23 protein-coding genes and 1 other annotated feature are annotated in these 23,207 nt (G+C 45.1%); of the genes, 13 read left to right on the top strand and 10 right to left on the bottom strand.

Annotation, left to right across the window (positions count from 1 at the left end):
• The first annotated feature begins 98 nt into the window (after positions 1-98).
• On the top strand, positions 99-2,663 hold the full coding sequence (locus tag ABIE27_RS23885) for an S-layer homology domain-containing protein (RefSeq protein WP_429351677.1): 2,565 nt from the start codon (positions 99-101) through the stop codon (positions 2,661-2,663).
• Between the two features lie 126 nt (positions 2,664-2,789).
• Here ABIE27_RS23885 and ABIE27_RS23880 read toward each other — a convergent pair whose 3' ends face one another.
• Complete coding sequence (locus ABIE27_RS23880) at positions 2,790-3,110, bottom strand: winged helix-turn-helix transcriptional regulator (protein WP_090919666.1); 321 nt, start codon at positions 3,108-3,110, stop codon at positions 2,790-2,792.
• A 425-nt stretch (positions 3,111-3,535) separates the two neighbouring features.
• Between ABIE27_RS23880 and zwf the strand changes: the two genes are divergently transcribed.
• From zwf to yunB, 3 genes are all read left to right on the top strand, one after another.
• Positions 3,536-4,990 carry a glucose-6-phosphate dehydrogenase gene (zwf, locus tag ABIE27_RS23875; RefSeq protein ID WP_429351676.1) on the top strand — a complete coding sequence of 485 codons (1,455 nt, stop codon included), beginning with the start codon at positions 3,536-3,538 and terminating at the stop codon, positions 4,988-4,990.
• A 371-nt stretch (positions 4,991-5,361) separates the two neighbouring features.
• On the top strand, positions 5,362-6,255 hold the full coding sequence (gene gnd, locus ABIE27_RS23870) for a phosphogluconate dehydrogenase (NAD(+)-dependent, decarboxylating) (RefSeq protein WP_123064728.1): 894 nt from the start codon (positions 5,362-5,364) through the stop codon (positions 6,253-6,255).
• Positions 6,256-6,506: 251 nt separating this feature from the next.
• A complete protein-coding gene (gene yunB / locus ABIE27_RS23865; protein ID WP_429351675.1) occupies positions 6,507-7,463 on the top strand; it encodes a sporulation protein YunB in 957 nt (318 codons plus the stop codon).
• A 128-nt stretch (positions 7,464-7,591) separates the two neighbouring features.
• Here the strand turns inward: yunB and ABIE27_RS23860 are convergent, their stop codons facing one another.
• A complete protein-coding gene (locus ABIE27_RS23860; RefSeq protein WP_429351674.1) occupies positions 7,592-8,665 on the bottom strand; it encodes a M23 family metallopeptidase in 1,074 nt (357 codons plus the stop codon).
• 200 nt (positions 8,666-8,865) lie between these two features.
• On the opposite strand from ABIE27_RS23860, the gene lipA reads away from it, so the two are divergent.
• Positions 8,866-9,765, top strand: coding sequence for a lipoyl synthase (gene lipA, locus ABIE27_RS23855; RefSeq protein WP_123064726.1), 900 nt, complete (start codon positions 8,866-8,868; stop codon positions 9,763-9,765).
• Between the two features lie 14 nt (positions 9,766-9,779).
• Positions 9,780-10,202: a YutD family protein gene (locus ABIE27_RS23850; protein ID WP_429351673.1), complete on the top strand. Its 423-nt coding sequence runs from the start codon at positions 9,780-9,782 to the stop codon at positions 10,200-10,202.
• A 58-nt stretch (positions 10,203-10,260) separates the two neighbouring features.
• Here ABIE27_RS23850 and ABIE27_RS23845 read toward each other — a convergent pair whose 3' ends face one another.
• Entirely contained in the window at positions 10,261-11,064 is an 804-nt protein-coding gene (locus ABIE27_RS23845) for an NAD kinase (protein ID WP_123064725.1), read from the bottom strand.
• Positions 11,065-11,167: 103 nt separating this feature from the next.
• Positions 11,168-12,409, bottom strand: coding sequence for a sporulation integral membrane protein YlbJ (gene ylbJ, locus ABIE27_RS23840; RefSeq protein ID WP_429351672.1), 1,242 nt, complete (start codon positions 12,407-12,409; stop codon positions 11,168-11,170).
• Between the two features lie 556 nt (positions 12,410-12,965).
• Here ylbJ and ABIE27_RS23835 point away from each other — a divergent pair.
• Together ABIE27_RS23835 and ABIE27_RS23830 are read left to right on the top strand one after the other, a co-directional pair.
• The gene (locus ABIE27_RS23835; RefSeq protein ID WP_429351671.1) at positions 12,966-13,343 is read left to right on the top strand and encodes a globin; all 378 of its coding nucleotides are present in this window, start codon (positions 12,966-12,968) and stop codon (positions 13,341-13,343) included.
• A gap of 42 nt (positions 13,344-13,385) precedes the next feature.
• Positions 13,386-14,117: a DUF2225 domain-containing protein gene (locus ABIE27_RS23830; protein ID WP_429351692.1), complete on the top strand. Its 732-nt coding sequence runs from the start codon at positions 13,386-13,388 to the stop codon at positions 14,115-14,117.
• A gap of 17 nt (positions 14,118-14,134) precedes the next feature.
• On the opposite strand, the gene ABIE27_RS23825 is transcribed toward ABIE27_RS23830, so the two are convergent.
• Both ABIE27_RS23825 and ABIE27_RS23820 read right to left on the bottom strand, forming a co-directional pair.
• The gene (locus ABIE27_RS23825) at positions 14,135-14,365 is read right to left on the bottom strand and encodes a hypothetical protein (protein ID WP_090919639.1); all 231 of its coding nucleotides are present in this window, start codon (positions 14,363-14,365) and stop codon (positions 14,135-14,137) included.
• On the bottom strand, positions 14,362-14,532 hold the full coding sequence (locus ABIE27_RS23820; protein ID WP_090919636.1) for a YycC family protein: 171 nt from the start codon (positions 14,530-14,532) through the stop codon (positions 14,362-14,364). Before ABIE27_RS23820 ends, ABIE27_RS23825 begins: the two co-directional genes overlap by 4 nt.
• Before the next feature lie 114 nt (positions 14,533-14,646).
• Here ABIE27_RS23820 and ABIE27_RS23815 point away from each other — a divergent pair, with 114 nt between their 5' ends.
• Together ABIE27_RS23815 and ABIE27_RS23810 are read left to right on the top strand one after the other, a co-directional pair.
• Entirely contained in the window at positions 14,647-16,446 is a 1,800-nt protein-coding gene (locus ABIE27_RS23815; RefSeq protein WP_429351670.1) for a M3 family oligoendopeptidase, read from the top strand.
• A 286-nt stretch (positions 16,447-16,732) separates the two neighbouring features.
• Positions 16,733-17,143, top strand: coding sequence for an O-methyltransferase (locus ABIE27_RS23810; protein WP_429351669.1), 411 nt, complete (start codon positions 16,733-16,735; stop codon positions 17,141-17,143).
• 124 nt (positions 17,144-17,267) lie between these two features.
• Here ABIE27_RS23810 and ABIE27_RS23805 read toward each other — a convergent pair whose 3' ends face one another.
• Together ABIE27_RS23805 and ABIE27_RS23800 are read right to left on the bottom strand one after the other, a co-directional pair.
• Positions 17,268-17,501 (bottom strand): alpha/beta-type small acid-soluble spore protein, encoded by a 234-nt coding sequence (locus ABIE27_RS23805; protein ID WP_090919627.1) that lies wholly within the window; start codon positions 17,499-17,501, stop codon positions 17,268-17,270.
• Between the two features lie 204 nt (positions 17,502-17,705).
• Complete coding sequence (locus ABIE27_RS23800) at positions 17,706-18,683, bottom strand: aldose 1-epimerase (protein ID WP_429351668.1); 978 nt, start codon at positions 18,681-18,683, stop codon at positions 17,706-17,708.
• Between the two features lie 248 nt (positions 18,684-18,931).
• Positions 18,932-19,197: a binding site (T-box leader), on the top strand.
• A gap of 126 nt (positions 19,198-19,323) precedes the next feature.
• On the opposite strand from ABIE27_RS23800, the gene trpS reads away from it, so the two are divergent.
• Positions 19,324-20,316, top strand: a complete 993-nt coding sequence (trpS, locus tag ABIE27_RS23795) for a tryptophan--tRNA ligase (RefSeq protein WP_123064720.1) — start codon at positions 19,324-19,326, stop codon at positions 20,314-20,316.
• Between the two features lie 136 nt (positions 20,317-20,452).
• On the opposite strand, the gene ABIE27_RS23790 is transcribed toward trpS, so the two are convergent.
• Positions 20,453-20,650 carry a hypothetical protein gene (locus ABIE27_RS23790; protein WP_123064719.1) on the bottom strand — a complete coding sequence of 66 codons (198 nt, stop codon included), beginning with the start codon at positions 20,648-20,650 and terminating at the stop codon, positions 20,453-20,455.
• Positions 20,651-20,769: 119 nt separating this feature from the next.
• Here ABIE27_RS23790 and ABIE27_RS23785 point away from each other — a divergent pair, with 119 nt between their 5' ends.
• The gene (locus ABIE27_RS23785) at positions 20,770-20,985 is read left to right on the top strand and encodes an alpha/beta-type small acid-soluble spore protein (RefSeq protein WP_090919614.1); all 216 of its coding nucleotides are present in this window, start codon (positions 20,770-20,772) and stop codon (positions 20,983-20,985) included.
• A gap of 100 nt (positions 20,986-21,085) precedes the next feature.
• Here ABIE27_RS23785 and ABIE27_RS23780 read toward each other — a convergent pair whose 3' ends face one another.
• On the bottom strand, positions 21,086-22,066 hold the full coding sequence (locus tag ABIE27_RS23780; protein WP_123064718.1) for a metal-dependent hydrolase: 981 nt from the start codon (positions 22,064-22,066) through the stop codon (positions 21,086-21,088).
• 479 nt (positions 22,067-22,545) lie between these two features.
• On the opposite strand from ABIE27_RS23780, the gene ABIE27_RS23775 reads away from it, so the two are divergent.
• Complete coding sequence (locus ABIE27_RS23775) at positions 22,546-23,163, top strand: SCO family protein (RefSeq protein WP_123064717.1); 618 nt, start codon at positions 22,546-22,548, stop codon at positions 23,161-23,163.
• Positions 23,164-23,207 lie beyond the last annotated feature (44 nt).

The following is a 23,207-nucleotide window of genomic DNA, read 5'->3' as shown; positions in this document are numbered from 1 at the left end:
ATCATGTAGTTTTGGTAATAATGAGCTGGATACCAAACAACAACAGGGCAGACCAAGATGCAGAAAAATGTGGAGTGTGAAAAAAAGAATCCTATTGCATGAAAATATTGTTAGTTTTTAATTTATATGATACTATTTTACGGGATTGGAACCAAAGTAATAGGTCTTTGGAATCAAAACAGAGGAGGAGACAGAGTATCGTGAAGAAGTGGGGAAGTTTATTTTTATCAGGAGTTTTGTTATTTGGGAGTATGGGCACAGCAGTTCAGGCTGAAACTGTAACCGATGCAGTGTATGATCGTGACGGGAAAGCAACTGTTGCCGTAAAAACGTTTAAAGACTTAAACGGGAATTGGGCACAGGAAGTCGTTGAAAAATGGGCTGGTAGAGGTATTGTACAAGGAAATAAACAAGATCTTTTCTTACCTAAGGAAGAAATTACACGTGCCGAGTGGGCGGCTATGATTAATCGTGTTTTCCAGTATGAACAAGTTGGTCATTCAACTTTTACCGATGTATCTCAATCTGATTGGTATGCTCAAGATGTCGCTAAAGGCGTTCAAGCAGGATATATTCAAGGATACAAAGACGGTTCTTTCCACCCAAATGCTACACTAACAAGGCAGGAGGCAGCAACTGTAGTATCACGAATTTTAAACTTGCAGGGTAGTGGAGAGACCAGTTTTACAGATCAGATAGATATTAAAAGTTGGAGTAAAGAGGCTGTAAGTGCTGCTGCTGAGAAGCAGATCGTCGTAGGCTATAGCAATGGTAGTTTCAAACCGAATAGTGCAGTCACCAGAGCTGAAGCAGTACAGATTCTAGACAGGGCTTTTAGTACATATGGAAGCTGGTACGGACAAGAAGGCCAGTATGGTTCTAAGGACAAGAAAGAAGAGATTCAAGGAAACGTAGTCATCGGCGCTTCGGGCGTAACTCTTCAGAATATGACTATTACAGGTGATCTGATTATCAGCAAATCTGTTGGTCAAGGAGATGTATTCCTCAAAAACGTAACAGTTCAAGGAAAAACTTACGTATATGGCGGTGGAGAGAATAGTGTACATCTGGAAGATTCCGTTTTGCTGACGGTTATTGTCAACAAAAAAGATGGCACAGTTCGTTTGGTTGCTTCGGGAAAAACGGAAGTACATGAGATGACAATTCAAACTTCTGCAAACATTGAATCTAATGGAACTGCAAAAATCGATAAGCTCAAGCTATCCGAAGCACTTCCCGAAAAGTCCAGAGTATATCTTAAAGGGAATTTTGATACCGTAGATGTTGAAGCTAAGAGTATAAATATTCAAGTTCCTTCTGGAACGGTTACGGAACTAAATTTTGCTGATTCGGCCGAGGGAACCGAAGTTCAGATTAGTAAGGAAGCAAAAGTAATAACAGCTATCCTTAATGCAGCAGTCAAGATGTTTGGGACAGGCACCGTGGAACAGGCTACAGTTAATGCTGTGGGTGTAACTATGGAAAAGGCACCAAACAAAGTGATTTTAGGTTCTTCGGTACCTTCAGGTACAACCGTACAAATTGACGGTACGAGCAAGCCCGTCACTTCGATTCCAACTTCAAATGTACCCTCTGGAAGCACTGGATCATCTTCAGGTTCAACTGGTGGAACGGGCAACTCAAATTCTGGAAGTCCAACCCCGGGAAGCCCGAATCCGGGAAATGGAGGTTCTACCCCTTCACCAAGCGGTCAATATGGCAGTTATGAGGGAGGCTCCTTTTTTATACTAGGTACAGAAGAACAAGCGATTACAGCAACGGAGTCAGTATATGTGTACAGTCCTCGGAGCGGTAATGTTTATGCTACTACTCAGAATATTGATGGCAAAAATCTTATTCTACTCGATGAAGCAGTAAAAGCTGGAGCAGCTATTAAATTCCCCATTGTGGCAAATGAAAGAACAGAAGTTCCAACAGCTGAGCTAATTAATCACTATGGCGGATTAAGAATTTTTGTATTGGATGCAATGAATAATAGTTCTCAAGTTAATTATTATAATGTCATGGATGGTCCAGATAAACCTTTGGTTCAGAAGTCAACAAGTATGAGTGGAAGCTGGGTTTCCATTCGGGAATCTTATTCCATTAGTTTTAATCGGATGATTATGGAGTCTGAACTAGGAAAATTAAGAGATTATATTCTCGTTTCTACAGGGTCCCAAACACCCAATTTTGTTCCTCTTGATCCAGAGGATGAAATCTCAATCAAATACAACAAAATTGAGATCAATCCCAAGAAGGCAGTTCTGGGAAAAAGCACCTACTTTAAGGTGTTAGAAGGCGCGGTTTCTACAACGGATAGTGTTTATAAAAATGAAGTTTATACCACATCGAAATTTATTTCATATACTCGTCCCGTATTTGTAGATCATCCAACTGAATGGAGAATACAGGAGCCTGTTGGCACTGTGATTAAATTTACTTTAGACTATGGTGGGGGCACGGTTTACTTTGTTTACGAGGATACCTATGGTACTATAGCCAATTTTGAAAAAGAAGTCAGGGATGGTCATGGAATGAAGTTAGAAATCCCGCAAGATATCGAAGGAAAGGTTTTTGAATTCGACACCAAAGATTTACAGCCAGGAAAATATCGATTCTATATGGCTAATGGATACACGATTTACGTAACCCTGAAATAAACATAATTTTCAAAAAACGGAGGGATGAATTCCCTTCGTTTTTTTGTCTCTCATTTGTTGAACTGCGGCAGAATATGATTAATGAACCATTGTCCTGTATGGTCCTGTAAAACAGGACCATAACGGTTACAGCCACTTCTCCGCCCATCGCTCGACAGCGCTTAACGCGCGCCCGAGTTCGCTTCCTTTGCGGGACAACATATATTCAGTCCGAACGGGACGTTCAGTAACGACATGCCGTACGACCAGTCCCTCTTCTTCCAATTCCTTCATACGCTCATTCAATACACGTTTGCTCAAATCGGGAATATAAGCATGAATTTCACTGAAGCGTTTGGGTTCTTCCATTAACGCATGGATAATTAATGCTACCCATTTTCGGCCAATGATCTGATAAGATTGTTCCACTTTTGAGCACATTTGTTTGGCATTCTCATCATCGTTCATAACTGTACTCCTTTGGTTTAGTATCCCTTGTAATATACTTAGTATACTTATTGTAACCTTCTTGTCCACAGGGGATATGTATAAAATGTCACAATCCAATTGCTATTAAACTTACCACATAAAGCGTTAACATTCAACAAAACCCCTGTAAACACTGGAGTTCACAGGTTCGACACGAATGTTGACGAATTGTGACGACAGGTGTAATATGGGTAACGTTAATTCTAAAGGTTACAATTTATAACCTGATCAAAGATGATTAAGGTTGTGGAGAGAAGGAATGTTCCCATGGTTGGATTGAGGCAGCGTTAATAAACGGAGGCAAGGCGGGCGATGTGCCCACTTATTCCGTCTTTTGTCATGCTTGGATTTGACCATTTTGCAACATCATATACTATACTGCACAGATCATAGGAGGCACTCCAATGGATGCAATGACATTTGTCCTGTTCGGGGCAACAGGCGATTTAGCCAAACGTAAAATTTACCCTGCATTATACAATCTGTACGTAGATCAGAAAATGCCGAAGGCATTCTCCGTCATCGGTTTGGGCCGTCGTGAACTGTCAGATGCAGACTTCCAGGCGAATGTGGAAAAGTCACTGCAGGAATTCTCCCGTCAAAAGCCGGAGGAGGCATCACGGGTACGTGATTTCATCGGAGCTTTCCGTTACTGTTCGCTGAACAATACGAAGCTTGAAGATTACACCCGGTTGCTTGAACTGGTACAAGAACGTGAACAAGAATTGAATATCCCTGAAAACCGCATGTTCTATATGTCGGTTGCACCTGAATTTTTCGAGCCAATCGCACTGAATATTCAAGAAAGCGGTCTGGGCAACACGAAGGGCTGGAAGAAACTGATTATCGAAAAGCCATTTGGACATGATTTGCAATCTGCTCGTGAGCTGAATGAGAAGTTGAGCAATACGTTTGCGGAAGAAGAAATTTATCGGATCGACCACTTCCTAGGAAAACCAATGGTACAAAACATCGAAACATTGACGTATGCCAACCCGGTGATTCAGGCACTTTGGTCTAACCGTTACATTGCGAATGTGCAAATCACAGCCAGTGAAACCGTAGGTGTTGAGGAACGCGCTGCGTATTATGATCAAAGTGGTGCGCTTCGCGATATGTTCCAGAACCATATGCTTCAACTGCTGATGATGATTGCGCTGCATCTGCCAAAACGCTGTACACCGCAAGAAATTCAGTATAAAAAGAAAAAAATTGCTGAGTCGCTGCGCCCATTAAACAAAGAGAATGTAGCATCAGAAGTGGTTCGCGCCCAATATGGTGCAGGCGAGCTTCAAGGCTCCGCAGTCGTTGGTTATCTGGACGAGCCTGGTATCCCTGCTAACTCACAGAATGAAACCTATGTGGCTGCAAGACTGTGGCTGGATGATCCGTTCTGGGACGAGGTTCCATTTTATATTCGTACAGGTAAACGCATGGCTGAGAAATCGACACGAATCGTCGTTGAATTCAAGGCGCCGCTCAAAACAGGGCATGAGTCTGAAAACACGATGGCTCCAAACCTGTTGACGCTGGAGATTGGTCCTGGCGAAAGTATCTCTCTTCAATTAAATGCGAAGAACCCACTGAACCATGGTGAGGTAGAACCGATGCACATGACCTTTAACTCAGGAGAACGTAACGTTCCTGAAGCGTACGAGAACTTGATCTTTGACGCGATGCGTGGAGACTCCACATTCTTTGCACACTGGAACGAAGTTGAACTGGCATGGCAGTGGGTACAACCGATCCAGGAAGCCTTTGAGGCAGGTACCATTCCACTGGATACGTACAATGCAGGTTCGAAAGGACCTGAATCAGCCGATCGCTTGACTGCGGAGAATGGATTCCGTTGGTGGTAAGAGAGGAAACATTCCTCAACTATTTTCAAAATATTTCATTGCTTTAAATTATACCGTTCCAATTTTGCATAAGCCCTTCTAGCTTATCCAGCCAGAAGGCTGCAAACATTTTATATATAGATGATTGTTCCTTTTAAAGTGTTTCGTTTGACAGCAAAGAGAGTGGAGGGGACGAAATCGATTCCGAAGAAGCGAAGCGTGCGCCTTTATCACCGGATTTTCTCCTTATCAAAGGAGATCAAAAAAATCTGGGGATAACAGCGCTCGAAGGAACGATTCGCAACCGTAACGGGAATTTGCTGCATGGCCAGGAACTACTTTCATTGAACAATTTGAATACTAAACATTTGCATAAATAGGAGGATTTTATCATGAAACTTGGACTTATCGGACTCGGAAAAATGGGCTTGAACCTGGGTAGAAACCTGATTGATCACAAACACGAAGTGGTTGCCTTTGACCTGAATGCAGAAGCGGTTAAAGAAATGAAAGAATACGGCGCTCAAGGCGTTTCCTCATACAAAGAAATGGTTGAATCCTTGGAATCTCCACGCGTGCTGTGGATCATGGTTCCTCACAATGTAGTGGATGCTGTACTGGCTGAAGTAAGCCCGTTGCTGTCCAAAGGTGACATTATCATCGAAGCAGGGAACTCTCACTACAAAGAGTCCATTCGTCGTTACGAACAGCTGAAACCACAAGGCATTCACTACATGGATGCAGGAACTTCAGGCGGTATGGAAGGTGCGCGTAACGGTGCATGTTACATGATCGGTGGAGATCCGGAAGCTTGGGCGATCGTTGAGCCGGCTTTCAAAGACACTTCCGTAGAAAACGGTTATCTGTACGCGGGTAAAGCAGGCAGCGGCCACTTCCTCAAAATGGTGCATAACGGAATCGAGTACGGCATGATGGCTTCCATCGGTGAAGGCTTCGACGTATTGGAGAAAAGCGGATTTGACTTCGACTTTGAACAAGTTGCGCGTGTATGGAACAACGGTTCCGTAATCCGTTCTTGGCTGATGGAATTGACAGAGCGTGCGTTCTCCAAGGATGCTAACCTGGATGAAATCAAAGGGGTTATGCACTCCTCCGGCGAAGGCCGCTGGACTGTTGAAACAGCATTTGACCTTCAAACGGCTACACCGGTTATCGCCCTGTCCTTGCTGATGCGTTATCGTTCCCTGGAAACCGATACGTTCACTGGTAAAGTCGTTGCAGCCCTGCGTAACGAATTCGGCGGACATGCGGTTGAAAAAAATTAATCTGTTCATTAGACCAAACCTAAAGATTCCTCATTTGTGAAAAGTAAAACCTTTCGCCTGTGCAGATGGCATATCTGCCACGGGCGGAAGGTTTTTTTGTGCCCGGAGCAGCCTGATTTGTACAACCTGCGGATGTACCGATCAGACTACTCCGTCGTGCATTACAGAGTGCTGTCCTTCTTTTTCAGGACAACATTGCATATGGATAACATATAAGCCTATGGCTCATCCCGCAGGGGAGGGACGCTCCGATGATGCGAAAGAGATGGCGAAGCCGTAGACGGCGGTCTAAGCCGCCAAGCGGCAAGCGGAAAGTATGGTTAATTGCTTTGCTCGTAGCTATATTTTGTTTGATGCAAGGCTTTGCATACGTGGACAAAAAGATGAAGCCGCCTATTATGCACTTGGCCAAGATCAGGGTGAAGCAGATTGCAACTGAAGCGATTAATAAAGCAATTACGGCTCAGGTTGCTGAAGGCAAGACAACGGAAGGTTTGATTGATTGGAAAACTGACACGGCGGGCAAAGTTTCAGGTTTCATGCTGAACTATAACGAGCATATGCGCATCACGGCAAGTACGATGAATGTCGTGCAGTCTACCCTTCAGAACGTGCATATGTTAAAAGAAAAAATTCCCCTGGGGCAGGCGCTGGGCAGCCCGGTTATGGCTTCATTTGGCCCAAGCATCCCCGTTCGTATTGAACCTCAGGGGGCTGTAAAGGTTGACCTGAACACCCGTCAGCAGAATGCAGGTATTAACATGATTCTGGTCGAGGTATATATCCACATCATTGCTGAGGTTGCCGTTGTAGTGCCTTTTGACATGGAACCTGAGACCGTAGATACCGAAATCCCTATCTCATATTTACTCGTTGTTGGTGATGTACCGATGTATTATTACGATAATCAGGGTAGGCCTGTCGGAAGCAATGGCAGTAATGCTCCCGCAATCGCGTTGCCTTCTGGGCAGACAGGTGTATCTAGCGGCGGTAATGGTCACACGGGGAGTGGGAGTGGTACAAACAATGGTAATGATAATGGGAATGGAAATGGCGCGCGCAATAGTGGTGAGACACCAGGTAATCAGCCACAGATTCCAAGTCCGCAGCAAGCGCCGGGAAGCAATACACAGTCAAACGGGCTTGAACTTGAACTGGACCCGCCTGATCTGAACGGGAGTTTCCAGTCCGGACAAAATGGGCATTGAGCCGCTGAATTTCTTGCTTGCAATATCTCCTCAAGCTCAACCATAGACAGAGAAAGGGGAACCTCGCGTGAATCGCAGAGGTTCCCCTTTCTGAGCACATATTCAACAAGATGTATGCTGCCCGCCTTTTATTTACTCTTCTTGTTTCTCTGGCTTCGTTCTTCCTGTTCCCAGTGTCTAAGTAACGGATAGGGATCGAAAGACCATTCATGCAGACCACTGTCCCGGTAAATGCCGTAATGAAGATGCGGAGGGAATTTACCTTGAGTTCCCGGCTTGCCGTAGCCAGAGCTGCCAACCCAGCCTACAACCTGACCAGGAGTAACCACATCACCGGTCCGAACCCCTTTATCAAAGCCGGACAAGTGAGCGTAATAATGATAATGATTGTTCAAATCCCGAATACCAATCCGCCATCCGCCGAATGGATTCCAGCCTTTAATCTCCACAATGCCGTAACATGTACTGCGAACAGGCAGACCATGTGGAGCAAAAATATCGGTACCTTCATGAATGCGATATCCACCCCAGCTGCGTTTGGTTCCCCATGTGCTGCGATAGGAATAATTGGTACCCAAAGGAACAGGAAAGGCATGTCCGAATAGATCGAGGTTATCAAAATGCTCATATAATTTCGCAAATTGCTGAATTCGTTGCACGGCTCTCGAATTGTGATAGTACTCCCATAGTCCAATGCCGAAGTCCTCCGATTTGTTTCCGTATTGCTGGATGATTGACGCCATGCTGTAGAGTACATCCAAATCATTGTTCGGGTCCGCAATCCCGTCTCCTGAACCATCTCTGCCTTTTCCGTTGAAAAAAAGAATCGATTGGGGATGCTGGTCTGTCTCATCCGGATTCAACCACCCTCTCCAAGCCGGAGAGGTCAAGAAAATACCAGTCAAACGTTCAGGGTGTTTGCGATCCTTGGGATGTGCTCGTGTAATCGTTCGTTCATACTGATCAATGGCGGCCAGCCTGTACCATGGAACTTGGGTCATCTGACCAATGCTTTCATACAGATGCCGACGTGCAGCGAAAATGTCGGCTGCTTTGGGCTCTGAAGCTTGGGTTTGGTTCGTTGTTTTCTGGACAGACTCTCCGTAAACATCAGCAGGCAGGAATGGGAGAAGCATCGCGCCTGCGAGTAACGTTTTGATGCAAAAGCTGTGCGTATTTCGGAGTATCCACTGATGTTGCACAGGGAAGCAGCCCCTTTCCGTTAAGATGATGCGCTTATGCCCGATAAATCAAGCTATATCTTAGCGTTCTTCAAACGTTCTGTTTTTATCCATTTCGTTGTGTAAGCACAAGATGTGACAAATGGGGGTTTTTCCAAGCCTTTCATGGTATAATATGTTCCGAGCAACAGCCTAACTTCAGTAGAAAGAAGGTTTATGCATTGGCTAAACGTGTTAAAGAACCGAAACCGGACTGGATTCGGATCAAATTGACAACCGGAGATAACTATCAGGAAATTAAAAACATGATGCGTTCCAAAACATTGCATACCGTATGTGAGGAAGCACGGTGTCCGAATATTTATGAATGCTGGGCGAATCGAACAGCGACTTTTATGATTTTGGGCGATATTTGTACAAGAGCATGCCGATTTTGCGCGGTCAATACCGGTTTGCCTACGGAACTCGATTTACAGGAACCGGAACGTGTGGCTGAAGCAGCTGAGCAAATGAATCTGCAACATTGTGTCATTACAAGTGTGGCCCGGGATGATTTGAAGGACGGAGGAGCGACCATTTTTGCCGAAACGGTGAAAGCCGTACGCAAGCGTCTGCCACTATGCAGTGTGGAAGTGCTTATTCCGGATTTTATGGGGGATCGGGATTCACTGCAGATCGTTATGGATGCTAAGCCGGATATTTTGAACCATAACATCGAAACCGTTGAACGGTTGTCAGACAAAGTGCGTGCCAAAGCCAAGTATAAACGTTCACTGGAATTGCTCGCTCGTGCCAAAGAGATGCAACCTAACATCCCAACGAAATCGAGTATTATGCTCGGTGTAGGTGAAGAATATAACGAAATTTTGGCAACGATGGATGATCTTCGTGCGGTGAACTGTGACATTATGACGATCGGTCAGTATTTACAGCCATCCGAGAAACATCTGTTTGTTGAGAAGTATTATCCGCCTGAAGAATTTGCGGCATTGAAACAAGAAGGATTGAAGCGTGGATTCAGTCACGTCGAATCCGGTCCAATGGTACGCAGTTCTTATCATGCCCATGAACAGGTAAAATCAGCGAATCAGCATACGGAACAGGCGGCAACACACGCGTGATGGAGGAATCCGGATTGGAACAGAACAAAAACACGGAAGAACAGCTGGAGAACGAGCAACAGACCGAGCAACAGCTGCAGGAAACGGAACAGCAGTCTGTACAGGAGCAGGAAAAGCCTAAGGCACCAGTCATTGTTCAAGTCGGCGGCAAAAATTATGAAATTGTACAGAACCACAAGCAGGGTTGGAACCCCGAAGTGTTCCGTGACCGGTACAGCGAAGTGCTGGAGCGTTACGACTATATTATTGGTGACTGGGGATATAGCCAGCTTAGACTTAAAGGCTTTTATCGAGACAATCATCCCAAAGCAACGAAGGATTCAACCATCTCTTATCTTGTGGATTACATCAACGAGTATTGTAATTTTGGCTGTGCCTACTTCGTACTTCAGAAGTGCAAAGAGCAGCCACAAGCCAAAGCAAAAAGCGGTTCCTGAGAAGGACCGCTTTTTTGGTGCGCATACATCATTTTTGTTAGTCAGCCGACATGTTGGCCTAATCAAGAAAGGCAGTGCGAACCCGGTTCCAGAACGGATATGGGCGAAAACGCGCAAAGCTGACCTTCTGCTCAGAGACCTGGCAGCGAACGGAGATCAGATCCTCAACCATGACATTGACGTGATCAATGGTTAGCAACAGACGCTGATCTTTGCGTGAGAAAATGTCACAATGGTGATGCTTGGGCAAAATGACAGGTGAACCGAGCGTCCGGTAGACACGGTTATTAATGGAAGCAATCTCAGCAATCTGAATGGCTTCGATCGTTGGATGCACCATGGCTCCGCCGAGTGCTTTGTTGTACGCCGTACTACCTGAAGGAGTGGAAACGCAGATCCCATCCCCCCGGAACATCTCAAATGTAACGTCATTGATGTCCACTTGTGCCACAACGGTACCGTCTACCCCTTTTAACGTAAATTCATTCAGAGCGATGTACGAGGCATTGCCTGACTTTTTACGAATCTCCAGTTCGAGCAATGGATACTTCACAATACGAGGTTTAAGGAGATCAGGATCACCTTTACCACTCATAAGTCGAATCAATTCCCTTAATTCTTCCTTCTTCCAATCGGCATAGAAACCGAGATGGCCCGTATGAACCCCAACAAAAGCAATATCCGGAATGCGGTCGATGAAATTGTGAAAAGCTTGAAGCATCGTTCCATCGCCTCCGATGGAGATGACAATCTCCGGCGATTCTGCATCCAGCTTGAATCCTTCTTCCTTCGCCAGCGCATGAAACTGCTGACTGAGATCAATCGATAACTGGTCTCCGCGGTCTTGAACATAGTATCTCAAGATGAAAGCTCCTTTGTGGTCATTATACTACCGATGATAATCAATTCCGCGCGAGAACACAACGTCCGATTCAAACTTCTGGGTAAACGATCTGGACCAAGCCCTATTTTTCGCTCCGTTTGGGCATCAGGTAAGAACGAATCCAGGCAAGACATAAGAGGATAGCGAGCATACCAACGAACACCTTAATTCCGGTTATTCCAATGACATTCCATCCGGGTGTGTGTGTAGAGATCGAAGGGACCAACGTATTTTCCAAAAATGCAGGCGAGGCTGATTTGCTCATGATCAGCGGCCATAACAAAATGACGAGGAGCGGTGCAACTGCCGCATGAATTGTTCGAGCCAGTAGAAAAGGCCCGTATCGCATTGGTGTATTGCTTAACACGCTCATAATTTGCGCATGCACAGATAATCCGCCCCAGGAAAGTACAAACGCAGCCGTAGCAACTTTGAAAACGAGAGGAATGGAAGTGGATGCCGTTCCGGCTTCTTTGGCTCCAAGCGTCACCTCAAATAATCCGCCGACGAGACTGTGGGACAGGGATGGGGGTAAACCGGCAAGTTGAAGTCCTTGCTCCGTTAGGGTGTATAGTATGCCTAGCCAGCCGGTCTGTACCAATAATTCCATAATGACGGAGAAGAATACAACGAGCCCGCCTACGATAATAATAAGCCGGAGGGAAGAGGAGATGGCGTGCCGAAGCAATTCCCCTAAGGTCCGTCCATCGGCTTGTCTCGCTTCGTGCATCGCATAGATGGCATTCAAGAAACGGTTGCGATGCAATCCGTGAGCGGGAGGGGACTCGGACGGTAGAGCTGCAGTGGGACGACCGTGAAAACGCATGAGCACCCCTACAAGAATAGCTGCCAAGTAATGGGATGCCACGAGAATTGGCGCGATAGAGGTATTATGGAAAAATCCTACAGATACTGCTCCGATCATAAAGATCGGGTCAGATGAGGTAGTGAAAGCAACCAGGCGCTCGCCTTCCTCTCGTGTGACCAATTTCTGTTCCCATAATTGTGCTGTCAGTTTAGCCCCTGTAGGGTAACCTGAAGCACAGCTTACGGCAAAAACAAACCCACCGCTTCCAGGAACGCGGAATATTGGGCGCATAAGTGGATTAAGCAATGTACCCAGAAAATGCACAATACCAAAACCGAGAAGCAACTCGGATAATACCAGAAATGGAAACAGGGAAGGGAATAGCACATCCCACCAGATCGATAGTCCCCTCACACTGGCATGCCAGGTTTCGGATGGATACAAAGCCATCAGAACACAAAAGAAAAGGAGAGCAAGGATAACCAGGAGTTGCATGATGCGCTTTGGAACATTCATGAATTTCTCTCCTTTAAGGGTTAAGATGCAGGAATCGCAGTCCATGATGGAGCTTTTGCCATAAATATATGAAAAAGATCGGACAAACAGTACAAAATAATCTTGGGAAAGCGCTTGCAAAAATGGCTGTGTTTTTGAATGATGTATGCTAAAATGGTAAAAACGCCTGAACGTCACCTAATTGCCATAAAGGTGGAATCAATAAGGATGGAGTGATGATCATGAGTCTTGTCGCCGGAGTCCTGGTCTGTGCATTTGTGTATGTGATACGTGCCTCGCTGGTGCGTACTGAAGAGGAAGATTGGCGAAGTTATTAACGTAATATGTGATGCGCCAGCCTTTAAGGTTGGCGCTTTTTTTGTCATTTTGTTCCGAAACTCCTTGGTACGTAAGGCTCTAGTCAAATCTGATCTTTCATGTGATATAGGACTTTTTGGTTTTTTTTGATAGAATAAAGATGCTGGCCTTTAGGGCCAGCTTGTTGATCTGTTGTTCATCATGTTCATGTAGCATGTGTTATATTACAAAATTCGACATATTAAAGGAGGGAAGAAGTATGAATTCCAGTTTGAGTATTTATGACAATCTTGGTGGTGAACAAGCTGTTCGGGCACTGGTGGAGGCTTTTTATCCAATCGTATTGCAAAATGAACAACTAGCACCTCTCTTCCCGGAAGATATTACGCCGGTAATGGACAAACAATACATGTTCCTATCTCAATTTTTTGGTGGTCCTGCATTGTTCTCTGAGGCTTACGGACATCCCATGATGCGTGCTCGTCATATGCACTTTGAGGTGACGGTCGAGCGAGCAGAGGCATGGCTTGCATGTATGAATCAAGCGTTGACACAAATTGGCGTGGAAGAACCGTTGCATTCGTTTATTTTGCAGCGTTTATCCGGGCCCGCTCACCATTTTGTGAATACGCCATAGTTCCAAATATACGACAAGCCTTACGGGAGAGGGATGGAACAAGTGGAATTAGAGCCGCTGTATAAGGTGAAGGTGACATGTCATTACTGCGAGAATGAATTTGAAACGTCACGAGTAAGACCGAGCTTGAAACGGCCTTACCGAACAGATTCTGATTTTTGTGCTTATTACAAACAGGAAAATCCAGATTTTTATGTTGTCCGAATCTGTCCTTCGTGTGGATTCGCCTCTACCGAAAATTCTTCAGCTAATCTCAATGAGATGCAGCGCAAGGCGTTCATTGAGCAGATCGGGAATCGCTGGGTTAAGCGAGATTATAGTGGAGCAAGAAATTTGGAACAGGCACTTGCTACGTACAAATTGGGTCTGCTGTGTGCTCAGGTGATTCAGGAAAAGGAACGTGTCGTTGCTGGCCTGTTGCATCATATTGCCTGGTTGTATCGGTATATGGAAGATCAAACACAGGAACATCGTTTTCTCGAATTCAGCCTGGAGGCTTATATCAAGGTGTTTGAACGGGAAGGAACAGGCGGTAATGAGGCCAAGTTGCTGTATCTGCTTGGAGAACTGAATCGCAGAGTAGGAAAGTTTCATGAAGCGGTTCAATGGTTCGGCAGAGTCATTCATGACAAGCGCATTACAGATGCAGCGATGATTCGTGCGTCCAGAGAACAATGGGCGTTGCTACGTGAACAGATGATATCAGGAAAAATGGAGCTGCCTCAAGAGATGCTGGAAGCAGACAAAGAGGCTGCGAAGCGCAGCCCTCTCTAAGTTTATTGCAGGCGTATTTATCGAACTGGACGACTGGACAACAGGTAATCGTTATCGGTGTCAATGACGGTCATGCTGCTATTGCAGCAGGGAAAGACAAGCAATTTCTTTTTTCCTTCACGGATACGGATGAGTTCCTTGGGTTTGAGGGGAAGCAGCACATTGTTTGCACCGCAAAAAGGGCATTGCTGTACATAGATATCCCCCATAATGACATCGTATGGCCAACTGTTCTCGAAAGGAATCATTCGGACTTGTCTTCCTGATCTGAAGGTTTAGCTGCCTCTTCCTTGGCCAGTTCTGCAATCTTCTGCATGAGAATATGTTGGGGCATATGCATTAAATGTTCCAGAGGCACGCCCAGAGATGCTGCTAATTTGACGGCTGTCTCAGCCGATACTTGTAAAGGTTTCATACACTTACCTCCTGAAAAAGTTGCTCATTATTTCTCTAGTATAGAGATACGTTGCGTATAAAACCAGTTTTTAATTCAATTCACCCGAATCTATAGAAAGAGGTGCCTTATTAGATGAAAATGCCATTACATCCTGTATGGGATCTGGAGTCCATCTTTAGTGGAGGTTCTTCTTCCGAAGCATTCGCCGCATATCTGAATGAACTGGAAACGGATGTGCGAAAGCTGCAAGAAACATTGAATCAAACGGCGGCTCCAGCAACATTGAAAGATACTGAGGTCTTTGACCCTATTCTTGAACTGTTGCAGCGTTGTTATGTTCGAATCTCTGAAGGGTCTGCGTTCGTATCCTGTCTGTCCGCTCAAAATCAGCAAGATAAGAAAGCGGCTCAGCTTCAAGGGACTGTAAGTTCCATTGCAGCGATGCTGAACAGCAGTAAATCCAAATTCGACAATACGCTTAGCCAGATGCCAGAGGATGTATGGACGGAGTGGCTTGAACTTCCGGAAATCCAACCATTGTCCTTCGTGTTAAATGAAAGTCGTAGACAAGCGAAAGAAAAATTGTCACCGGAGCTGGAGGGGCTTGCTCTGGATCTCGCTGTGGATGGTTATCATGGTTGGGGCAAATTCTACAATACAATTGTAAGTAAAGTAAATATCCCGTTTGAACAGGATGGGGAGACGGTTATGCTGTCCGCAGGACAGGCTGCTAACAAGCTTAGTGACAGTGATCGTGAAGTGCGTGAGCAGGTATTTGCGTCATGGGAGCAGGCCTGGACAGATGTGGAGGATTACTGCGCAGACACGTTGAACCATCTCGCGGGTTTCCGTCTGAAATTGTATGAGAAGCGTGGCTGGCATGATATCTTGAAGGAACCTCTCTCCATCAACCGGATGTCACGCCAAACGCTGGATACGATGTGGGAGGTCATCAACGGAGCAAAGCCGGTACTTGTACAGTATTTGGAGCGAAAAGCCCAATTGCTGGGTGTTGATAAGCTAAGCTGGAGTGATGTAGAAGCACCGGTGGGCAAGTCTGTTGGAAAAGTAACGTATGACGGGGCAGCTCAGACAATCGTGGAGCAATTTGCCAAGTTCAGTCCTAAACTGTCGAGCTTTGCAGAGATGGCTTTTGAGAAACGATGGATTGAAGCTGAGGATCGCCCAGGCAAACGCCCAGGGGGCTTCTGCACCTCATTGCCGCTGAGTAAAGCGACTCGGATCTTTATGACCTTCTCTGGAACGGCGTCGAATGTATCCACACTCGCGCACGAACTTGGTCATGGATACCACCAGCATATCATGGAAGAACTACCTGCATTGAATCAGCGTTACGCGATGAATGTAGCTGAGACGGCTTCTACATTCGCAGAGATGATCGTTGCCGATGCATTAGTGCATTCCGCAAGTGATGAGCAGGAGAAACTCGCGTTGCTTGAAGATAAAATACAGCGCAGTGTTGCGTTTTTTATGAACATTCATGCCCGTTTCCTGTTTGAGACTCGTTTCTATGAGCAACGTAAGAAGGGCCTGGTAAGTGCCGACGAGTTGAGCAGATTAATGGTAGAGGCTCAAGAAGAGGCTTACTGCGGCGTTCTTGCGTCAAATCATCCTCATTTCTGGGCATCGAAGCTGCATTTCTATCTGACAGGTGTACCTTTCTATAATTTCCCGTATACCTTCGGATACATGTTTAGTGCGGGAATCTATGCTCGTGCGCAGCAAGAAGGTACCGCTTTTGCGGGGAAATATGATGATTTGCTGCGTGATACTGGACGAATGACTGTGGAGGAATTAGCTCAGAAACATCTGAATACAGATCTGACGCAGCCGGACTTCTGGCAAAATGCTGCGGATTTAGTTATTGCCGATATTGAGCAATTTTTAGAGATGACCTCAGATGTAAAATAGTGTTGCCAACTTATTTCCATAAAAAGAGAAGCCATAATGAATTGTCTGACAGACATCTATTATGGCTTCTTTTATTTGTGATGCTTCTTTTAAGTGGATTGTATTTTTTGTCGTAAATAAATGAAAAAACTCGGTTTAAGGAGGAGGGGTGGCAATTAATTGCGCAAAATATAGGGATAATTACCCAAAAATGTTTATATTTGTTGAGTAAGGACATATGATGTCATATAATGAGTCGTAAGTCCTTGCTGTATAGGACTAAAAGCATATTAGGAGGAGTGTTAACGTGAAAACGGAGCAACTTTCATTAGCAAGACAGTTAGATTTGGTATTCAAAGAGCTTGATCAGGAACTGTCAGGATTGAATTCAGGAGTGATTTTTGTGCAAATACGAAATAACGTTATTGGGAAATTTGGAATTCGACATAATCCGATAACGGGTAAAGATGGACGAATGGAAATGGAGGTTGAGGGACTTAATCATGCGCAACGTACTTCCTTCCGCGCCATGGCATTGGAGACTCTGAAATTTAAGCGTAATTGGACACACGGCGAAATAAGCTATGACTTTACCGTCAGACAAGGCATGATTATGATCGATGCGACGATGGAATCCAATTACAACATGGCGAACCTGATGATTCGCTATCCTAGAACGAATACATATCTGGATTCGGGTATGGGATCTGGCTCATGATTGAGGAAAACCAGAGAATGATATCGTTAAGTTTATACACATGTTTAGTACAAATAGAAATAAAGCGGCACTTCCGAAGAAGGCCGCCATCATTTTCAGCAACACTCAAGCAATAATTACGAGCTTACGAACGACCCGATAATTGCTGCTCAGCGATTTGTACCAGACGTTTAGTGATATATCCACCCAGAGATCCAGTCTCACGGGAAGTATAGTTACCGTAGTAACCATCTTGAGGAATTGTTACACCCAGCTCTTGCGCAGCTTCCATTTTCAGTTGTTGCAATGCTGCGTTTGCTTGAGGCACAACCAGATTGTTGGAGCGGCTTCCGCCACCTTGGTTTTGGCTTCCGTACATATGTCTCACCTCCTTGTGGGTTAGTGATGTTAGTATGGATCGAGAATGAGGAAATATACATGATATGGCGTAAGGGAATATATGGATAATCAAACGAAGGCATGTCAACTCAAAAAGCCGATCCAGTGCGGATCGGCTTTTTTTGTCTCCATGCGAGAATAGCAAAAGTTGAGGTCATTCAACTATCCTAAAAAGAAGTCTTGTTTAGTCGATCGGGGGAACAACCTCGATATGGGTGAACAACTCTACAGGTTGCTCTGGTTCGAGACGAATCAGTCCGGTTACGTCATCAGTCAATTTCAGATTCGGCGCATCCGGCAACCAGGTATAAGGTTCGATACACAAGAATTGATCGGATTCTCCTTTGGTATACAACACCCAGTGTTTGAAAAAAGCTTCATCCACTGAATATTTCAGTGTATAGCCATCTTTTCTCCGCAAATGAGCCACTGCAGGTTGACCTTCCGCAGCACGAAGCAACGTATCCCAGTCTCGTCCCTGCATGCTAATTCCTTCACCGATAGAGGACCATTCATTATGCAATGTTTGTAGTTCGCCTGTTGGTAACTGCTCATCATTTTGAGCATACAATCCGGAGACAGGCAGCTGCAATGTCCAGTCAGCAGGCTTACCGTCGAGCAAAAACCATGTATGATATCCCATTCCGAAGGGAGCAGGTGTTGAACTTAAATTGGTGACACGCAGTCGCTGGGTCAGTACAGCATTTTTTAAACTGAATGTCATTTCAAGTTTCAGAGGAATAGGGAATTGTTCCATCCAATGCTTTTCATTTTCGGTTAATAATTCGGTAGTGATTGCACAGCCATCTTCATCTTCTTCAATATCACTGACACACCAGGACTGGCTGCGATGGAGACCGTGAATATGGTTGCCATTCGCCGTATTCTGATCGAACTGATAACGTACACCTTCATACTCGAATTGTCCCTGATGGATACGTCCTGGCGGTATGAGCAACGGGACTCCAAAATGATAGGGCTTCTGCAAATAGAAAGCCAGATCGTTTTCGTCCGGGCGACGAACGATATCCCGGTTCTGCACCAAATCGCGAATCGAGATGATGTTATTTCCCAGACGAGGCAGCAGGGTGATTTCCAATTCACGGCTATGTAGGATATACGTGTCGTAACCATTCCATTGACCTTTGGTCACTTGTTTCATATCGATGCTCCTTTTCCCACTTGAAATCTGTCTGCATGCAGTTTTGCTTGCTGAACTGCTGCAGGCGTGTCATTGTGATCATGCCAACTTGTTGAGACATCCTGCAATCCGCTTCACAGCCATAACAGGATAAGCAATACCATCATAACAGATTTTCAAGCTTCGCGAAAAAAAACTCATTCCATTTTGACATTCAGGCTTATGCGCATTAAGATGGAATTCTAAAAGGTTTTTATGAATTGAATGATATCAAAGCGATGACGGGGACAAGTAGGCAAGGAGTAATCTCTTCAGAAAGCCAGTGGTTGATGTGAACTGGTGTGAACTCTTTTTTGAATGGACCCTTGAGTGTATAGCTGAACAGATCGAGCTTATGCAGGGAGATCTCAGTAGGTTATGCCGGTTATTCCACGTTACGGAACAATGAAGGCTTTTCTTCCTGCTATATCCCTGCATATGAGGGCAGCGGAGTGGAGAGCGAATAAGGGTGGCACCACGGTCTCACGTCCCTTGCGGATGTGGGGCTTTTTTGCGTTCGCAGAGAGCGAATATGCTTCGTGTTCAGGTGTCAGAAGTTAAGAAGAAAGAAGAGCAAAGTTTAAAATTCTAGATTATGTGAATTAGGGAGGCGTATTGGGATATGAAAACCGTATTATCAGGCATTCAGCCCAGCGGTAAGCTTACACTGGGTAATTACATTGGTGCGATTAAAAATTTTGTGAAATTACAACATGACTACAAATGTCATTTTATGGTTGTAGACCTTCACGCTATCACAGTACCACAAGAGCCAGCAGCGCTGCGTGAGCAGTCCGAGGCTGTAGCCGCTTTGTTCATCGCGGCCGGAATTGATCCGAGCAAATCAAACGTATTTCTGCAATCTCACGTACCACAGCATGCTGAACTCGGCTGGTTGATGACTACGCTAACCTCGATGGGTGAGCTGGAGCGTATGACTCAGTTTAAAGACAAATCTTCCGGCAAAGATTCTGTCGGCGCCGGGTTGTTCGTTTATCCATCTCTGATGGCTGCAGATATTTTGTTGTATAATGCAGATCTCGTGCCTGTTGGTGAAGATCAGAAACAACATTTGGAGTTGACTCGTGATTTGGCAGGGCGCTTTAACCATCGCTATGGAGAATATTTCACGATTCCTGAACCTTATATTCCACAAGTCGGTGCGCGTGTCATGTCACTGGATGATGCTTCTTCAAAAATGAGCAAAAGTAATCCCAATGCCGGCAGTTATATCGCGCTGTTAGACCCGCCGGACGTCATTCGTAAAAAAATTAGCCGTGCAACGACGGATTCTGGTCGTGAAGTTGTCTATGATCCGGCGAATAAGCCAGAGGTTAGCAACTTGATGAGCATCTATGCGGAATGTGCGGGTATGACACTGAATGAGGTGGCTGAGCGTTACGAGGGCAAAATGTACGGCCCATTCAAAAAGGAACTCGCCGAAGTAGTTGTCTCTGTGATTGAACCGCTACAAGCAAGATACAACGAAATTCGTGAGTCTGGTGAGCTTGCAGATGTATTAGAGACTTCGGCACGTCGTGCTGAGGAGGATGCTGCGAAGACGCTGGACGCGGTGAAAGCGCGGATGGGTTTCGTTCCTAGACGTAAGCTGTAATTAGGAATACGAGTTCAGCTAAGTCAATTTATTTGGATAAAGCCATTAACGGTTAATCATGTGAATATAGAAGAGGAGGCGGATGAATTCATCCGCCTCCTTTTTTTGACTTATTAACTTCATATATAGCAACAGGCTATGAAGCAGATTCGGAAGCCGAGCGGGCTTCCTGACGTTCTTTTTTCGCCCGAATGACAAATCCCCAAACGATATTAGCCATAGATAGAACAAATAGCAAGGCTGCAAGCCAGCCGTTGTATGAAATCGTAATTGCTGTAACCGTTAACAAAACAATCGAAGAAAATGCAAACCATAAGGATAAGCCTTTGCTCATTGGGAAAAACCTCCATGTACAAATTTATTGAATTTTCGTATAACCTGAAGCGTGCGAGCCATAATAATCTTGCAAGCTTGCAATACATTACAGACACAGATTGAAAGGAGATTTTAAATATGGCTCAAGGATCTCGCTCTTCTAACAACTTGGTGGTGCCTCAAGCGACAGCAGCTCTGCAACAATTGAAAATGGAGGCTGCACAAGAACTGGGTGTAACTATCCCGCAAGACGGATACTATGGTAACTACACTTCCCGTGAGACTGGATCTTTGGGTGGATATATCACCAAACGTCTGGTACAAATCGCTGAGCAGTCTCTGTCTGGCAAATAATTTATATACCAAAGCAGTGAAAGCCCGGAGCGGATAACGCTCCGGGCTTTTCCCGCGCAATCGTTCCTATAACGATTGTGCCCTGCAACCAAGGTCCGCGTCAAGGGCGAGCAGATAAAAGTTTTTTATCCATTTTCTCATCGCTTAGCCAGCCTACGTAGGTATCGATCGTTTTGAAGTTGCGATCCATGATAACTACAGCGACAAACGGATATTGTTTCCGGTGTCGATACCGAACATCAGCCCAGCGAACTTTATATCCGACAGGAAGTTCCTCTACCTCGGCTACAGCATAAGAGGTGAAATAGAGGAATGCACTAACCTCCGGTGCCTTGCGTGAAGCTGCAACGGCTGCATGAGTGGACGAGGTGGCATGCAGGCTCCAGGTCAGCTCAGAACCATCAATCTTACCAAGCTCATAACTTCCATCCTTATTCGTTTTGACAACATGCCAGCGGCTCCAGGAAATCGTTGGAATCACAATGTATTTGGCTGGTTCCGGGCTGTTATCCATACGTCTCACTTTTCGAACGACCAGCGCCCTCGCGATTGTACGCCATATATAATATATTCCAATCAGGATATACAGCGTAGTAAAGAGCGGAGCAGGTGCAATAAGATCGAAAGCCCATAATAGAATCGCAATCACATGCGTAGTAAACAGGAACGGGTCAAAGATATGAATGATGTTCCACGCAATCCAGCGTTCTGTAAAAGGACGGGCAGCTTGTGTTCCATACGTATTGAACAAGTCTGTGAAGACATGTACGCCTACAGCTACGGCAGTCCAAAGGGCAACATGACCAAGTGAAACTCCTGAAAAAATCAATCCGATCACACCCGTAAGCAGCAGCACCCATAACAACAGAAGCGGCAGCGAGTGGGACAGTCCCCGATGATTTCGAATATAGAGCGAGTTGCTTTTAAAACGCAGTGCAGTATCAATGTCAGGGGCCTGGGAGCCAGCGATCGTGCCCACCATGACGGCAGCTGCCAGCATGGGGTCGGTTGCAACGACAGGATCAACATAAGCGAGACCCGCCAGACCAATGCCCATGACAAAATGTGTAGAGGTATCCATAAATCTCTCCTTTATAAGGTGTATCGTCAGTGTATCGTTATCAGATTATTAACCTTCTCTATCTAGGTGATGCCCATATATAGTGTATATTATCCACCTGTATGGATGCAAAACCTGCTGAGCGCTGGGAACAATCTGTTCATTTCCCAACAAATGTACGAACATTGTCAAACTATTCCCTTGGTTATTGTGATAAAATTTATATCGGAAGTCGCGTGGCTGCTTCAATAAACATGTCGCGATGAGACATATTTTGTAAACAACGACCTTGTTATAAGACAAGATATGTCCCGCAGTCCCGCAATGAAGGCACTGTATTATACATATGTATCCCTTGGCCGAAATGATAACGTAGATTTAACTTAGCGCGCTAAACGAAATCATTTTGTATCAGAAAGCTAAGGAAGCTTAACAGAGGGTTTTATGGATTAAATATGTATGCGTATTCACTAGTATATTGTTGGGGGGAAGGGAAAAGGATGCAGGTCATTAAGAAATACAAATGGACATGGATTTTGCTCGGTATTGCACTGATTATGGCGGTGTATTTAATGTGGAACACGGCATTTGCCAGCCAAGAGAAATTACCCGAGATTCGGGAGATCCAATCGTTTTCCATGGAAAATGTGGATGGTCGTAACGTATCGCTGGCGGATACGCAGGGCAAAGTGCGATTGTTCTACTTTTATTTCACCAGTTGCCCTGATGTTTGCCCGATTACGACATTTACACTGTCTCAGGTGCAGGACTTGTTGAAAGAAGATGGAACTTTCGGAGATAAGGCATCCTTTGTATCGATTTCCTTCGACCCAAAAGTGGATACAAGAGAGAAGATCAAAACGTTCGCCGACCGTTTCCACGCGGATTATTCTGGCTGGTATTTCCTGCGTGGGGATATGGATAAAACCAAGCAGTTAGCCAAAGAATCGTTTCAGATTCTGATCGAAGGCGAGAATAAGGATGATTTTGCCCATATGAACATGATTGGTCTGGTGGATGAGAATAACCAGCTGCGCAAGGTGTATAACGCTTTTAATACCGAAGATGTACAGCCGGAAGTCATTGCCGAGGACATTCGCAGGCTGATTAAAGAATAACAATGTAAAATGTTAGGCACTAAGTCTTTAGAAAAGGCTGTCTC

This window comes from Paenibacillus sp. 4624, from assembly GCF_050435065.1.
Taxonomy (GTDB): domain Bacteria; phylum Bacillota; class Bacilli; order Paenibacillales; family Paenibacillaceae; genus Paenibacillus; species Paenibacillus amylolyticus_D.
The sequence above is the reverse complement of the archived record's forward strand: the minus strand, read 5'-3'. Positions and strand labels throughout refer to the sequence as shown.

Coding starts and splice junctions, on each gene's coding strand:
- ABIE27_RS23885 (WP_429351677.1), top strand. CDS start 99: ATGAAAATATTGTTAGTTTTTAATTTATATGATACTATTTTACGGGAT.
- ABIE27_RS23880 (WP_090919666.1), bottom strand. CDS start 3,110: ATGAACGATGATGAGAATGCCAAACAAATGTGCTCAAAAGTGGAACAA.
- zwf (WP_429351676.1), top strand. CDS start 3,536: ATGGATGCAATGACATTTGTCCTGTTCGGGGCAACAGGCGATTTAGCC.
- gnd (WP_123064728.1), top strand. CDS start 5,362: ATGAAACTTGGACTTATCGGACTCGGAAAAATGGGCTTGAACCTGGGT.
- yunB (WP_429351675.1), top strand. CDS start 6,507: ATGATGCGAAAGAGATGGCGAAGCCGTAGACGGCGGTCTAAGCCGCCA.
- ylbJ (WP_429351672.1), bottom strand. CDS start 12,409: ATGAATGTTCCAAAGCGCATCATGCAACTCCTGGTTATCCTTGCTCTC.
- ABIE27_RS23835 (WP_429351671.1), top strand. CDS start 12,966: ATGAATTCCAGTTTGAGTATTTATGACAATCTTGGTGGTGAACAAGCT.
- ABIE27_RS23825 (WP_090919639.1), bottom strand. CDS start 14,365: ATGATTCCTTTCGAGAACAGTTGGCCATACGATGTCATTATGGGGGAT.
- ABIE27_RS23820 (WP_090919636.1), bottom strand. CDS start 14,532: ATGAAACCTTTACAAGTATCGGCTGAGACAGCCGTCAAATTAGCAGCA.
- ABIE27_RS23815 (WP_429351670.1), top strand. CDS start 14,647: ATGAAAATGCCATTACATCCTGTATGGGATCTGGAGTCCATCTTTAGT.
- ABIE27_RS23805 (WP_090919627.1), bottom strand. CDS start 17,501: ATGTACGGAAGCCAAAACCAAGGTGGCGGAAGCCGCTCCAACAATCTG.
- ABIE27_RS23800 (WP_429351668.1), bottom strand. CDS start 18,683: ATGAAACAAGTGACCAAAGGTCAATGGAATGGTTACGACACGTATATC.
- trpS (WP_123064720.1), top strand. CDS start 19,324: ATGAAAACCGTATTATCAGGCATTCAGCCCAGCGGTAAGCTTACACTG.
- ABIE27_RS23790 (WP_123064719.1), bottom strand. CDS start 20,650: ATGAGCAAAGGCTTATCCTTATGGTTTGCATTTTCTTCGATTGTTTTG.
- ABIE27_RS23785 (WP_090919614.1), top strand. CDS start 20,770: ATGGCTCAAGGATCTCGCTCTTCTAACAACTTGGTGGTGCCTCAAGCG.
- ABIE27_RS23780 (WP_123064718.1), bottom strand. CDS start 22,066: ATGGATACCTCTACACATTTTGTCATGGGCATTGGTCTGGCGGGTCTC.
- ABIE27_RS23775 (WP_123064717.1), top strand. CDS start 22,546: ATGCAGGTCATTAAGAAATACAAATGGACATGGATTTTGCTCGGTATT.